The organism is Enterobacter sp. HMSC16D10, from assembly GCF_001807145.1.
GTDB classification, from domain to species: domain Bacteria; phylum Pseudomonadota; class Gammaproteobacteria; order Enterobacterales; family Enterobacteriaceae; genus Enterobacter; species Enterobacter roggenkampii.
Genome location: NZ_KV787915.1, coordinates 74,510 through 87,577 on the forward strand (window position 1 = coordinate 74,510; position 13,068 = coordinate 87,577).

Sequence of the window (13,068 nt, forward strand, 5' to 3'; positions counted from 1 at the left end):
CAATGGACGATCTGGATAACGCCCTCGACTCCGAAAGCGGCTACACCGGCGCGCGTCGGATTGTGATCTTCTCGCTGCTGATGTTTGTGGTGCTGGGCGTCTGGGCGTGGTTTGGCGTGCTGGATGAGGTGTCAACCGGATCGGGGAAAGTGATCCCCAGCTCGCGCGAGCAGGTTTTACAGTCGCTGGACGGGGGGATCCTCACCGAGCTGAACGTCCACGAGGGCGATCAGGTGCAGGCCGGACAGGTGCTGGCGCGGCTTGATCCGACCCGTTCCGAGTCAAACGTCGGCGAAAGCGCGGCGCGCTACCGCGCCTCGCTGGCCTCCAGCGCCCGCCTGTACGCCGAGGTAAACGATCTGCCGCTGAAATTCCCGCCTTCGCTGGCGAAATGGCCGGATCTGATTGCCGACGAAACCCGGCTGTACAACTCGCGCCGCGCGCAGCTGGAGGATACCCAGCGGGAGCTTCGCGCCGCGTTAGATCTGGCGAATAAAGAGCTGGCCATTACCCAGCGGCTGGTAAAGACCGGGGCCGCCAGCCACGTGGAGGTGCTGCGCCTGCAGCGGCAGAAAAGCGATCTGGAGCTGAAGCTCACCGACGTGCGTTCGCAGTATTACGTCCAGGCCCGCGAGGCGCTCTCCAAGGCCAACGCGGAGGTGGATATGGTGTCGGCGATCCTCAAGGGCCGCCAGGATTCCGTCACCCGCCTGACGGTTAAATCTCCGGTGCGCGGGATCGTGAAAAACATCAAGGTCACCACCATCGGCGGGGTGATCCCGCCCAACGGCGAGCTAATGGAGATTGTGCCAGTGGACGATCACCTGCTGATCGAAACCCGCCTCTCGCCGCGTGATATCGCTTTTATCCATCCGAACCAGGAGGCGCTGGTCAAAATCACCGCCTACGATTACGCCATTTACGGCGGGCTGCACGGCGTGGTCGAGACCATTTCCCCGGACACCATTCAGGACGAGGCCAAGCCGGAGGTGTTTTACTACCGGGTGTTTATCCGCACCAGCCAGGATTACCTGGTCAATAAGGCAGGCAGGCATTTCTCGATTGTGCCGGGGATGATTGCGACAGTGGATATTAAAACCGGCGAGAAAACGGTGCTGGATTACATGATTAAACCGTTCAACCGGGCGAAAGAGGCGCTGAGGGAGCGGTAGTCAATCGCCGGGTGGCGGCTGCGCCTTACCCGGCCTACATGGTTTTCTCCCTCTCCCTGCGGGAGAGGGTTGGGGTGAGGGCATCAGACCGGAACCCGGGCGACATAGACTCCAACATAGCGCGCAAATTTCCCGATAAAGACGCCGGCAAACACGCCGCCGGAGACGATCGCCAGCGCGCTCATGGCGGGCTGCTGCATCGTCTGGGGAGAGACCGCGCTCATCACGCCCAGCACATACTTCACCCCGAACGCCAGCATCATAAACGGCAGCGCGGTGTAGTCGGCCTGGCGGTAAAGGCTGCGCGGCGCCTCTGCGCGGGTAATCACAGCCTGCTTAATCAGGACATACCCCAGCGCGGCACCGGCAAGGATCCCCGCCGTCCACAATGCAACAGTCCCGGGAGTCAGCGTGCGATAGACTATCAGATCGTAAATATCCCAGATAAGAAAGATGCCCGGAATAATGGCAAGCCGCTCCAGCGTCACGGTGGCGGGCCGTCGGGCTTTAAGGCCGCGGGAGATAAGGAAGATAAACAGCACCCACACCCAGACGGGCGTGTGCGTCACAACACCGATCAGAAATTCAAACATGGAGATCTCCATGGACGATTGCGGCCCGTGCCGCCCTGAACGCGTATTGCGCATAACGGCAAAACCACCGTTATGCGCAGGTCTTTTACAGCGATTTTTTCAGGCGTCGAACCGCTTCTATCAGCTGCTCATCCGTTGGGGTGACGAATGACATGCGCAGCGTTGTCTGGTCCGGCTCGTTGCAGTAGAAAAATTCGCCCGGCACAAAGACCACGCCGTTACTTAAGGTTTTTTCCAGCCAGCGGGTAGTGTTCATGCCGTTGTTCATTTTCGCCCACAGGAACATGCCGCCCTTCGGCTTGTGGAACGACATCACGTCGCCCAGCTCGGCTTCCAGCTCCGTGGCGAACGTCCGGTATTTCTCGCGATAGGCCTCGCGGATCGTTTTAATCTGATCGGCCAGACGGCCGGTCTTCAGGTACTCGTATGTCATCAGCTGCGACAGCGTGCTGGTGTGCAGATCGGTGGTTTGCTTAAGGTTCACCACCGCGCGCTTCAGCCACTCCGGTACCACCACCCAGCCCACACGGGTACCCGGCGCGAGGATTTTAGAGAAGGTGGAGGTATACACCACGTTCTCTTCGTTGCCGATATCTTTGGCATGGGCAATTAACGGGCGGAAAACGTCATCGGTATAGTTAATTTCGCTGTACGGATCGTCTTCGATAATCACGAAGTCATAGCGCTTCGAGAGTGCCACCAGCTGTTTACGGCGCGCCTCAGACAGCGTAACGCCACCTGGGTTACCAAAGGTTGGAACGATATAGACCGCTTTGATGGTTTTCTTTGCCACCAACGCCTCAAGTTCATCAACCTTCATGCCGTCACCGTCGGTGCCGACGGATTCAAAGTTGGCCTGCGCCAGGCCAAAGACCTGCAGCGCAGCAAGATAGGTTGGACGCTCAACGACAACCGTATCGCCCGGATTCATTAACGCGCGCGCCAGCACGTCCAGAGATTGTTGAGAGCCGGAGGTAATGACGACATCATCGGCCTTACAGGTGATGCCGCGCCCCTCGCAGATGCGTTTAATTTCTTCGCGCAGCCCCGGCACGCCTTCCGTCAGGCCATACTGGAATGCTTCCCCAAAATGCTGCGATAAGACGGCATCAGAGGCAATTTTCAGCCCTTCGCGATCGAACAGGTCCGGGTTTGGGATACCCCCACCCAGCGAAATCACGCCCGCCATTTTGCTATGTTTTAATAATTCACGGATGGCAGAGGATTGCAGGCCCTGCGCGCTGCGGGCGAGTTTGTTTGCAGACATTCTTTGATTACCTTCTTTTTTTATATTGTGCCCAATCTTAGCAGAATATGGGCAATAAATTCCGTCAGCTTAGGCAGCGGCCGCAAATCCTGACGCCACAGTAAATGCACCGGCCTCGGCGCGGGCGTGAACGGTTCCAGCACCCGAACCAGCCTGCCGCTTGCCAGCTCTTCCGCCACCAGCACCTCCGGCTGCAGCAACAGCCCCGCCCCCGCGCGCGCCGCCATGCGTAAGCCATAGCCGTCATTGCATCGTAAAACGGCATCGCGCTTCCAGCGCACCTCCCCTTCCACGCCCGGCAGCCGCCACTCGTTGCGCGCGGTCCACACCGTGTGCGAAAGACAGAGGTGATCCACCAGATCGTCTGGCGTTTGCGGCGTGCCGTGTTGCGCTAAATAGTCCGGCGCGGCACAGATCACCATGTTGTAGGGGCACAGGTATTTCGCCACCAGATCGTCATTACGAATGTCGCCAATGCGAATGGCCAGATCGACGCCCTCTTCCACCAGATCGACCATCCGGTTAGTCAGATCCAGCTCGATGCGTACCTCCGGGTAGCGCTGCAAAAAGGTTGCCGTCAGCGGGGCGATCGCGCAGCCGCCAAACGACGTAGGCGCCGTGACGCGCAGGGTTCCTGCGGGGGTGGCACGCAGCCGTTCAACCGCGCTTTCGGCAATCGACACCTGCTCCAGAACCCGTCGGGACTCTTCAAAATAGACGCGTCCGGCATCCGTCAGGCTCTGACGGCGCGTGTTACGCTCCAGCAGGCGGGTGCCCAGCTGTGCTTCCAGCAGCGCAACGTATTTGCCCACCATCACCGCCGACATCTCCAGCCGTGCCGCCGCGCCGGTGAAGCTGCCGCTTTCCACCACGGCAATAAACGTCTCCATGCTGCGAAGCTTATCCATATTCCAAACCTATGGTTAGCAATCTTCTAACTTTAGCCCAGTTTATCCGACTTTTAATTTATTAAAGAATGAAGGCTCACAACATAAGGAGTCGGCTATGAAAATCGTCATTATTGGTGCCAGCGGTACGGTCGGTCGTGCGGTAACGGATGAGCTGAGTCGTCGCCACGAGGTCATCCGCGTGGGCCGCACGCAGGGCGACGAGCAGGTGGATATCACCTCGCAGGCGAGCGTTCAGGCGCTGTTTGAGAAAATCGGCCCGGTGGATGCCATTGTGTCCGCCAGCGGCGGCCTCTACTTCGGCCCGCTCGCGACCATGAAGGACAGTGACTTCAACCAGGGCCTGCAGGATAAGCTGCTCGGGCAGGTGCGTCTGGCGCTGACCGGCCAGCACTACCTGAACGAAGGCGGCTCGATTACGTTGATAAGCGGGATCGTGGCGCACGAGCCGATTGCGCAGGGGGTAAATGCCACCACGGTGAACGCGGCGCTGGAAGGGTTTGTTCGCGCCGCAGCCTGCGAACTGCCGCGCGGGATCCGCATCAACCTGATTAGCCCAACGGTGCTCACCGAATCGGTCGACACGTACGATGGCTTCTTCCCGGGCTTCGAAAGCGTGCCTGCCGCCACGGTGGCGCAAGCCTATCGTCGCAGCGTGGAAGGCGTGCAGACCGGGCGGGTGTACAAGGTCGGCTACTGAGCCTTGCGGGCGGCGATCAGCACCAGCATCGGGCGCTCCGCCTCTTCGGCCAGCGCGGGCCAGGCGTCAATCTGCGCCTGCGCTGGTCCCCATTCGTTGACGTTGCTTATCGTTAATCCGGCCTTAATCAGCGCGTTAAGCGTGGTGCCCAGCGTGCGGTGGTATTTGATCACCCCGTCCGCCAGCCAGTTGCTGACGCGCTGGCCTTCGTCCTGATAATGATTCACGCCCCAGAACCGCTCGCCGTTATCGTCGGTCAGCCAGCCCTGACGCGAGGCGCAGGTGTAAATCGGGTGCTCCATGGAAAAGACCAGGCTGCCGCCGGGCTTGAGCGCGCGCTGAACCCTGGCGAATAACGTGTCCAGTTCCGGAAGGTAGTGCAGCGCCAGCGAGCTGTAGACGAGGTCGAGGCTGCTTTCGTCGAGCTTGAGAGTGTCCAGATCGCTGCGCTGATAGTGAATCTGTGGGTCCGCCGTAAGCTCCGCTGCGCGGGCGAGCATCTTTTCGGAGATATCAACGCCCGTGACCTCAGAGGCGCCCAGTTCGCGCGCGGCGCGGCAGAACCAGCCGTAGCCGCAGCCGAGATCGACAACCGATTTACCGGTTAAATCCGGCAGCATGGCCTTAAGCGCGGGCCACTCCGGCGCACCGTCCAGCCCCTGCACCGAGCGCGGAAGCTGGGCGTAGCCTTCGAAAAACGCCGGGTTGTCGTAGATGTTTTGTGCCATGGCAGATCCCTCTTTAATAATGTGACTCCCAGTATAAAACATTGCCGGGTGGCGCTGCGCTTACCCGGCCTACGCTTTGAGGGTTTCAGTAGGCCGGGTAAGGCGAAGCCGCCACCCGGCTCGCTTTTAGCCCACCGTACCCCAGACCAAATTTCCCTTATGGAACGTCGCGGTGCGCGGGGAGATGCGCGCCACGGCTTCGGCGGAACAGGAGGCGTCCACCAGCACAAAGCTGGCGTCGTCCTGCGCTTTCGGCCACACGCGTTCGCCTTTGTCGTTCAGCGGCAGCACGTCGCCGGTCGCAATTCCCAGCGCGCGGGAGAGCGTCTGCTCGTTCGGGCGGATGTAGAGCTGGGCGTAGAGATTCGCTTTTTCCAGCATGTCCCCCAGACCGTACGGCGACCAGTGGTCGATTACGCTGTCGGTGCCGGTCATCACAAACACGCCCTTGTCCCGCAGCTGCTTCAGCGGCATATGCAGGGTGCCAATCGGCACGGTGGAGGCGATAGTCACCTGCTGCGCCGCCATGCGGGTAGCAATCTCATCCACCTGCTGCTCGTTGAGCGTGGCCAGCGCGAAGGCGTGGCTGATGGTCAGCTTGCCCTTCAGTTGCGGGGTTTTCTCCACGGTTTCGACCATGTAGTTCACCGCCGCCACGCCCGCCGGGCTGGTTTCGTGCAGGTGAATGTCCACCCCTTTGTCATAGTCCAGCGCAATCTGGAACATCAGATCGAGGGATTTCTCCATCGCCCCGTCGACGTTGGTCGGGTCCAGCCCGCCCACGTAGTGCGCCCCGGCCTGCATCGCTTCGCGCATCAGCTTTTCGGAATTCGACAGCAGCAGGCCGTGCTGCGGAAACGCCACGATCTCGCAGTCAAATCCGGGCTTGCGGCGCGCCAGCACCGCCTGCAGGTTTTCGAGATTCTTCAGGCCGGAGGTCGGCTCAATATTGCAGTGGCTGCGGGCGAGGGTGGAGCCTTTGGACTGGATCAGGTCGATCAGCTTTTCCGCACGCTCCTGGGTGTAGGGCTGGAGCTCAGGCAGCAGCTTCTGCTCAAGACGGATCATGTCCTGAATGGTGGTGCCCGCCGGGCGGTTGAGGGAACGCCACGGGCCGCCGTAAAAGGTTTTATCCAGGTGGATGTGCATGTCGCGCATTGCCGGGAGCATCAGCGTGTTGCCCGCGTCGTAGTGCGGCAGCGTGGCGTCGGCGTGGCGCTTGTTGTCCCGCAGGGCGACGATCTTCCCGTCTTGAATCTCCAGCGTTTTCAGCTCGGTGCGGGTGCTCGTCGCCACGTTTCCGTCAAAATTAAACCCGGCTTCGAGCAGCACGTTGTCCAGATAGTAATGTTTCGCGGTGATGGTCATCGGTTTCCCCGTCTCGCAGGTTGCCTTTGCAGTGTCGGCAGCATACGCGACGGAGCCGGTCGCGCCAAACAGCGCGCAGGCGGTCACCATTTTGCCGCTCTGGCTGATGAATTCACGGCGGCTTTTATTTTCACTCATCTTATCTTCCTTCATTCACAATATGGGTACCGGTTTCCCCGCGCAGCGCGGCGGGCAGGCAGTCCGGCGAGGTGATAATCACGCGCTTGCCGCCGTGGTGTAAAAACGCCAGCGAGGCGACGATTTTGGGCAGCATGCTGCCCGCCGGGAAATGGCCCTCGTCTTTGTAACGCGTCATCTGCGCCACGCTCACCGTGTCCAGCGCCTGCTGGTTTGGCTTGCCGAAGTTGACGCACACCTTCTCCACGCCGGTGGTAATCACCAGCACGTCGGCGCGGATCTCGCGCGCCAGCAGCGCGGTGGAGAGATCTTTATCGATCACCGCGTCGACGCTCTGGTAATCGCCCTGCTCAGTGCGCACCACCGGAATCCCGCCGCCGCCCGCGCCAATCACCACAAAGCCTTTTTGCGTCAGGGTCTTGATCGCATCGGCCTCGACAATGCGCAGCGGCTGCGGGGAGGCCACCACGCGACGGTAGCCCCGGCCCGAATCCTCAACAAAGTGCCAGTCCGGATGCGCGCGCTGCAGCTCGTCGCGCTGCGCCTCGCTGAAGAACGCGCCGATCGGCTTCGTCGGGTGCGTAAAGCCGGGATCGTTTTTATCCACCTCCACCTGCGTGACGACCGTGACCGCTTTTTGCTCCCCGCGTGCGGCCAGACGGTTGTTCAGCGCCTGCTGGATGAGGTAGCCGATGCCGCCCTGGGTGTCCGCCACGCAGTTTGCCAGCGGGGTCAGCGGGAGCCCTTCCCGCTCGTGGGCGATTTCGGCGCGGCGCAGATCCAGCCCCACCTGCGGACCGTTGCCGTGGGTGAGCACGATGTCATAGTCGGAGGCCAGCATTTCGAGCACCGACTCTGCCACCGCTTTAACCGCCTGCGCCTGATGTTCAATCGACTGGCTGGCGTTGTCTTTGATAATGCTGTTGCCGCCGATGGCAACGACCATAAGCTCTTTCATACGTGCTCCTTCGCAACAGTACCCGACGCAGCGCTCGTCACTTCCCGGCTGTCGAGAAAATGCTTCACCACAAACATGCCGCCCATCATCAGATACGCGGTGACGAACATCAGCGAACTGCCTTCGGCAAAGCCCACCACCGGAGCGTGGATCACCCCGAACAGCGCCAGCAGTGCCCCGCCCGCGGCAGCCACGGCGCCGCGCAGCGGTTTATTGATGATGGCGAAAATGGCGATACAGCCCCAGAGCATACTGGCGAGCGGTGCCCCGTTCCCCAGATGGACGAGTCCTTCGTAGTAGATCCCTTTGCTGTGCAGCACGTCGGTACCGATTTTGGCGGCATTGGTGCCCGCCGCCCCCATCACGCTGTTCATCATGGTCAGCGCCCAGTTGGCGATCCACGGGAACAGGCAGATGAAGATCACGGGCACTTCCACCTTCGGCGTCTCCCTCACCACCTGGTTGGCGGTGACCACGCCGATAAACACCAGAATCGGTACGATGGCGGTCATCGGGATGATGGCGAGCATAAAGGCTCCCAGCCCGAACAGCGGCACGATGAACATGGTCACGCCAGAGGCCAGCGTGTAGCCAATGCTTGCCCCCATCGCTTTCCAGCCCGGGTGGCCGACGTAAACCGTCACCGGGAACGGGTTGCCCATCAGGCAGCCGAGCATCGACGCCAGACCGTTCGCCAGCATCACCTTGCGCGTCGGGTATTCATCCCCCGCCGCGTGGGCGCTTTCGATGTTCTCCAGGTCAAAGATGTAGTTCGCCAGACCCAGCGGCACGGCAGAGGCCAGATACGGCAGCGCGTGCGGCAAGCCCTGCAGGAAGCCCTCCACATGCACCTGCGGCGGGTTAAAGCCGAACGATGACATGGACGCTTTGATCGCTTCCGGGCTTTGCAGACCGGAGATCCACGCCAGGGCCGTACCGGCAATCAGCAACAGCAGACCGGTCGGGATTTTGGCGAAAATCGGCTTTTTACCGAACCAGTTGATGAAGATCAGCAGCAGGACGATGAACGACACGGTCGGCGCTTCGAACGCCTGCAGCATCGGGTTCATCGCCAGCAGCAGCAGGCCCAGGCCGGAGAGGCACGACAGCAGCACGGTGCGCGGGATCATCTTGCGGATGGTTTCACCGAGGAACGAACCGCCCGCCAGGATCATCGCCTCCACGAAGCACCACACCAGGCCAATCTGAATCGCGAACTCCGCATCGCCCGTTTGCTGATAGACCGGCATCAGCACCAGGAAGGTCACGGTAAAAATTGACGGCGCGCTGGGGCCGGACGGCAGCGCGGGACGTCCGTACGCCCGGTCTGGCGCGCCATCTGCATGCCGAACCACGCATAGCAAATACTCGCGGCCAATACCGCCAGCCCGAAGGCTGGCGCAATGCGTCCATAAACAATCTCCTTCGGGATGCCGACGACAAAAATGAGCAACCCCATCATGGTCAGCAGATTGGTCAGGTTGTTGGTCATCAACCCGAAATACGCCGCCCAGTCACCTCTTTTCCACTCCAGTTTCATGTTTTTCATGGATGCATGCCTTATAAAAAGTAGCGATCGCGGAAGGTCAACAGCGCCTTTTCAAAACAGCTAAACGGCGGGTGAACGATGCCCGCCCCTATCATGCCGATGCCCGCGTCTTTGTGGGCAATGGCGGTATTGATGACCGGCAGAATGCCGCTGCCCGCGACCTTCGTGATGTCGATGGCGGTCGGGATCCCCATAAAGGAGAGCAGCGGAATGGTGACGTTCGGGTTTTCGCCGAGGGTGATTTCGCGCATCTGACGGGAGAAGTCGATGGCTTCCTCCACCGTCCCGCCCACCAGGGCGACAATCGCCGGGGCCGTCGCCATCGCAAAGCCGCCGATGCCGTAGGTTTCGGTGATCGCGCTGTCGCCGATGTCCAGCCCGGAATCCTCCGGCTTATAGCCCGCGAACATCGGGCCAATCACCTGCTGCGCCGGGCCGGTGAACCACTGCCCCGGCAGGCCGGAGACGCGCAGGCCGAACTCGTAGCCGTTGCGCGCCATGGTGGTAACCACGGTGCTGTATTCAATGCCGTGGGCGGCGTCCAGCGCGGCTTTACACATCGCCATCCACGTCGGGCCGGAGAAGTAGTCGCTGCTGGCGACAAACTCGAATACCTCGCGCTGCTGCGCTACCGGGTAGCCCGCCTGGATCAGCCCCGGGGTCAGCGCCTGGATCAGCAGCGTGGTGCCCGCATTGTTGCGGTTGTGGCACTCGTCGCCCATGTGCAGCGCCTGGGCCAGCATCAGGCGCAGGTCGATTTCGCCGATAATCTTCATCGCGTCGCGCAGCATCGGGCCGAGCACATCGCGCATCCAGTTCAGACGATCGATCACGCTCTGGTCGTTGGCCCCCATGCGCAGGATCTTCGCCATCTGCTCGCTGAGGTTGGTGAAGGCGCGGTTGCCGTAGGTTTTGTTCTCAACAATGTGCATAAACATCGACGCAGAGGTGACGCCCGCCATCGAGCCCACGCAGTCGTGCTCGTGGCACGGCGAGAAGGCGATCTCCCCGGAGGCGGCAAGCCTGGCCGCATCCTCCAGATCCGTCGCCAGACCTTCAAACACCAGCGCACCGGTGACCGCGCCCTTCATCGCGCCGCACATGTTTTCCCAGGAGACTGGCGGACCGGCGTGCAGAATGGTGGTGCGGGTCATCCCCGGCACAACGTTAATCGCCTGGTCATAGCCCACAAGCACCGGATGGGACTGAATAATGCGCTCAAGGGCGATTTGGTTAGCGGCGGCGATCTTCTCCGCCAGCGGTTTTTTCGCCAGCTGGTCGAGCGCTTCCACCACCTGCATATTGCCCTGCCCCGGCGGCGTCCAGTCGAGCGGGGTCACGGGTACGTGCTGCTTTTTAAGATCGTCGCTGAACATCGCAATGCCGACGTTAATGACGTTCAGCGGCTGGTTGAATAAGGTGGTCATTATGCGTTCTCCCCTTTGCAGACAAATTCGCGTGCGAGTAATCCGGTATTGGTGCTGCTGCTGGCCCAGATGACGCCTGCGTCGGTCAGCATCTGGCACTGCTGCGCCAGCGACTGCGGATCCTGGTCGGTGCCGAGCACGTAGCCGAGGATCTCAAGCGGACGGTTATCGGCCTTCGCGATAGCCTGCGCCTCTTTGATCGCGTCGATCATCACCCCTACCGGATCCTCATGCGCGCCGAAGCCCAGCACGAAGTCCATCACGATGACGCCCACTTCCGGATCGCGCGCCTCCTGCAGCAGGCGGCTGATGCGGTTGGTCGGGTCGATCATCGGGTGCGGCTTGCCGTTGGTGAACTCATCGTCGCCAAAGTCGAGGAAGGTATGGGCTTTACTGACGCTTATGTCGCTCAGGCGCTTAGCCGGATCCGGCTGGATGTTGCTGTAGACGTCGTCGAATTTCGCAAGCGCCGCAAACATCGCCTCGTCGCACAGGGTGCCGCCGCAGAACAGGCCGCGAATGTACTTCTGCTGCGGGGTCAGGCGGGCGCGCACTTCTTCAATCAATGGCCAGTTGAGCGGGTGCAGATCGAGGGACTCTTTTTTGATGCCGGTAAGCAGAACGGCCTTCAGCGCCGCCTCTTTGGTGCCGCGCGCAAACTGCAGTCCGTCCTCATCGGCGGGCGGTTCATTGCGCCCGAGGAAGCAAACAACCACCGGCTTGCGGCAGGCTTTGGCGCGAGCCAGCACCTTCTCTGCCACGGCTGGCGCAGGCGGCTTGGAGATCAGCGCAATCACCTCTGTGCCCTCGTCGGCTTCCAGCATGTCGATGGCGTCGAGCATCATCAGGCCGCCGATCTTCTCGCTAAGATCGCGCCCGCCGGTGCCAATCAGCTGCGACACGCCACCGCCGAATTCATGGATGCGCACGCTTAGCTCCTGGCTGCCGGTGCCGGACGCGCCGACGATGCCAATCGGCCCGCGACGCACCGCGTTGGCGAAGCACAATCCCGCGCCGTTGATAATGGCGGTGCCGCAGTCCGGCCCCATCATCAGCAGCCCTTTCTTATGCGCGAGCTGCTTCAGCGCCAGCTCGTCGTCGAGCGACACGTTATCGGAGAAGAGCATCACGTTGAGATCGTGTTCCAGCGCCTGGCGCGCTTCGCGGGCAGCGAAGGTGCCGTTGACGGAAATCACCGCGAGGTTGCTCTCCGGGCGATGTTTTTTGGCGCTGGCAATCGTCGCGTAGCGCGCTTCATGGGAACCCGCGGGCTCTTTACGCGTGAACAGCGCTTCGATGGCCGCCAGGGTTTCATCATTTGCCGCGTCGCCTTTAATGACGATCATCAGGTCGCCGTTTTTCGCCTCATTTAATTCCGGCGTTAACAGCCCGAGGTTTTTTAATACGCCCTTATTCATTTCCGTCGCCATGGCGACAAAGGCCTGCTCGACGCCCGGCAATTTATTGGCTTTGGTGGAAACGGACATTAATGACACGGAGTCAAAATACGTATTCTTTTTAATCACGATTTTCGTTGGCATTATTTGCACCTGTTTGCGGATAAAAGGGGGCCGCCGTCGTGCAAAATGCACGTCGGTAAAAATGCTTTTTTAAATTAGCGGCCAGCCGGAACGGGCTGACCGGTCGTTTTACGCGCCCGCGGCCAGCAGCAGGTCGGCAATCTCAGTGAAGCCTTTCTCCCGCGCCAGTTCGAGCGGGGTTTTGCCGTATTTGTCGGTCATGTGCGGGTTCGCGCCGTGATCCAGCAGCAGCTTCACAATCTCTTGCTGTTTCGCACCGCCGTCGTTTAACACAATGGCTTCCAGCAGCGGCGTCCAGCCGACAAAGTTGGTGTGGTTAACGTTAATGTCGGTTTTTTCCAGCAGCTCGCGCACGATCTCCACGTGCCCTTTTTCACTGGCAGGGGTAATGCCCACGCCGCCGAAGCGGGTAAGGCGGTCGAGATCCGGATTCGCGGGTAATACCAGCCGCAGGAGGGTTAAATCGTTCGTCAGGCAGCTGATCAGGAAGGGGTTAAAACAGGTCTGGTCCTGTTTATCAATATCTGCCCCGGCGGCAATTAATAACGCCACGCAGGAATAGTGTTTTTTCAGGCTGGCAATCGTAACGGCGGTTCTTTTCTGGCGGTTAGTGGCGTTAATATCCACGCCTTTTTCCAGACAGGCTTTTAGCGCATCGCTATTTCCCTCTTCTGCCGCCAGCAGAAATTCCGTAACCAGTTCAGTTGCAGACATATTCA

General features: G+C 60.5%; 11 protein-coding genes and 1 pseudogene. 2 read left to right on the forward strand and 10 right to left on the reverse strand.

Annotated features, from left to right (window positions below; genetic code table 11):
* Positions 1-2: 2 nt before the first annotated feature.
* A complete protein-coding gene (locus HMPREF3143_RS22510) occupies positions 3-1,172 on the forward strand; it encodes a beta-barrel domain-containing protein (RefSeq protein WP_085930317.1) in 1,170 nt (389 codons plus the stop codon).
* Positions 1,173-1,255: 83 nt separating this feature from the next.
* On the opposite strand, the gene HMPREF3143_RS22515 is transcribed toward HMPREF3143_RS22510, so the two are convergent.
* The 3 genes from HMPREF3143_RS22515 to HMPREF3143_RS22525 all read right to left on the reverse strand — a co-directional run bounded on the left by HMPREF3143_RS22515 (position 1,256) and on the right by HMPREF3143_RS22525 (position 3,940).
* On the reverse strand, positions 1,256-1,765 hold the full coding sequence (locus HMPREF3143_RS22515; RefSeq protein ID WP_023294387.1) for a DUF6622 family protein: 510 nt from the start codon (positions 1,763-1,765) through the stop codon (positions 1,256-1,258).
* Between the two features lie 85 nt (positions 1,766-1,850).
* Positions 1,851-3,032 (reverse strand): aminotransferase-like domain-containing protein, encoded by a 1,182-nt coding sequence (locus HMPREF3143_RS22520; RefSeq protein ID WP_032653109.1) that lies wholly within the window; start codon positions 3,030-3,032, stop codon positions 1,851-1,853.
* 20 nt (positions 3,033-3,052) lie between these two features.
* Positions 3,053-3,940 carry a LysR family transcriptional regulator gene (locus HMPREF3143_RS22525; RefSeq protein WP_070534318.1) on the reverse strand — a complete coding sequence of 296 codons (888 nt, stop codon included), beginning with the start codon at positions 3,938-3,940 and terminating at the stop codon, positions 3,053-3,055.
* Between the two features lie 97 nt (positions 3,941-4,037).
* Here HMPREF3143_RS22525 and HMPREF3143_RS22530 point away from each other — a divergent pair, with 97 nt between their 5' ends.
* Positions 4,038-4,640 carry a short chain dehydrogenase gene (locus HMPREF3143_RS22530; protein WP_008502553.1) on the forward strand — a complete coding sequence of 201 codons (603 nt, stop codon included), beginning with the start codon at positions 4,038-4,040 and terminating at the stop codon, positions 4,638-4,640.
* Here HMPREF3143_RS22530 and HMPREF3143_RS22535 read toward each other — a convergent pair.
* The 7 genes and pseudogenes from HMPREF3143_RS22535 to HMPREF3143_RS22565 all read right to left on the reverse strand — a co-directional run bounded on the left by HMPREF3143_RS22535 (position 4,634) and on the right by HMPREF3143_RS22565 (position 13,063).
* Positions 4,634-5,368 carry a class I SAM-dependent methyltransferase gene (locus tag HMPREF3143_RS22535; protein WP_044597758.1) on the reverse strand — a complete coding sequence of 245 codons (735 nt, stop codon included), beginning with the start codon at positions 5,366-5,368 and terminating at the stop codon, positions 4,634-4,636. The genes HMPREF3143_RS22530 and HMPREF3143_RS22535 overlap by 7 nt on opposite strands.
* A gap of 126 nt (positions 5,369-5,494) precedes the next feature.
* Entirely contained in the window at positions 5,495-6,874 is a 1,380-nt protein-coding gene (locus HMPREF3143_RS22540; RefSeq protein ID WP_070534319.1) for an amidohydrolase family protein, read from the reverse strand.
* 1 nt (position 6,875) lies between these two features.
* Positions 6,876-7,832 carry a carbamate kinase family protein gene (locus tag HMPREF3143_RS22545; RefSeq protein WP_032675377.1) on the reverse strand — a complete coding sequence of 319 codons (957 nt, stop codon included), beginning with the start codon at positions 7,830-7,832 and terminating at the stop codon, positions 6,876-6,878.
* Positions 7,829-9,381, reverse strand: a pseudogene (locus tag HMPREF3143_RS22550) (xanthine permease). The gene HMPREF3143_RS22545 and the pseudogene HMPREF3143_RS22550 overlap by 4 nt, the downstream one beginning before the upstream one ends.
* A gap of 11 nt (positions 9,382-9,392) precedes the next feature.
* Positions 9,393-10,808 (reverse strand): YlbE family protein, encoded by a 1,416-nt coding sequence (locus HMPREF3143_RS22555; RefSeq protein ID WP_070534320.1) that lies wholly within the window; start codon positions 10,806-10,808, stop codon positions 9,393-9,395.
* Positions 10,808-12,349 carry an acyl-CoA synthetase FdrA gene (gene fdrA / locus HMPREF3143_RS22560; protein WP_070534321.1) on the reverse strand — a complete coding sequence of 514 codons (1,542 nt, stop codon included), beginning with the start codon at positions 12,347-12,349 and terminating at the stop codon, positions 10,808-10,810. Before fdrA ends, HMPREF3143_RS22555 begins: the two co-directional genes overlap by 1 nt.
* A 108-nt stretch (positions 12,350-12,457) precedes the next feature.
* A complete protein-coding gene (locus HMPREF3143_RS22565) occupies positions 12,458-13,063 on the reverse strand; it encodes an ankyrin repeat domain-containing protein (protein WP_008502560.1) in 606 nt (201 codons plus the stop codon).
* Positions 13,064-13,068: the final 5 nt, after the last annotated feature.

Bases quoted from the DNA above. Each gene is read 5' to 3' on its own strand.
- HMPREF3143_RS22515 (WP_023294387.1), bottom strand. From the start codon at position 1,765: ATGTTTGAATTTCTGATCGGTGTTGTGACGCACACGCCCGTCTGGGTG.
- HMPREF3143_RS22530 (WP_008502553.1), top strand. From the start codon at position 4,038: ATGAAAATCGTCATTATTGGTGCCAGCGGTACGGTCGGTCGTGCGGTA.
- HMPREF3143_RS22520 (WP_032653109.1), bottom strand. From the start codon at position 3,032: ATGTCTGCAAACAAACTCGCCCGCAGCGCGCAGGGCCTGCAATCCTCT.
- HMPREF3143_RS22535 (WP_044597758.1), bottom strand. From the start codon at position 5,368: ATGGCACAAAACATCTACGACAACCCGGCGTTTTTCGAAGGCTACGCC.
- fdrA (WP_070534321.1), bottom strand. From the start codon at position 12,349: ATGCCAACGAAAATCGTGATTAAAAAGAATACGTATTTTGACTCCGTG.
- HMPREF3143_RS22545 (WP_032675377.1), bottom strand. From the start codon at position 7,832: ATGAAAGAGCTTATGGTCGTTGCCATCGGCGGCAACAGCATTATCAAA.
- HMPREF3143_RS22565 (WP_008502560.1), bottom strand. From the start codon at position 13,063: ATGTCTGCAACTGAACTGGTTACGGAATTTCTGCTGGCGGCAGAAGAG.
- HMPREF3143_RS22555 (WP_070534320.1), bottom strand. From the start codon at position 10,808: ATGACCACCTTATTCAACCAGCCGCTGAACGTCATTAACGTCGGCATT.
- HMPREF3143_RS22540 (WP_070534319.1), bottom strand. From the start codon at position 6,874: ATGAGTGAAAATAAAAGCCGCCGTGAATTCATCAGCCAGAGCGGCAAA.
- HMPREF3143_RS22525 (WP_070534318.1), bottom strand. From the start codon at position 3,940: ATGGATAAGCTTCGCAGCATGGAGACGTTTATTGCCGTGGTGGAAAGC.
- HMPREF3143_RS22510 (WP_085930317.1), top strand. From the start codon at position 3: ATGGACGATCTGGATAACGCCCTCGACTCCGAAAGCGGCTACACCGGC.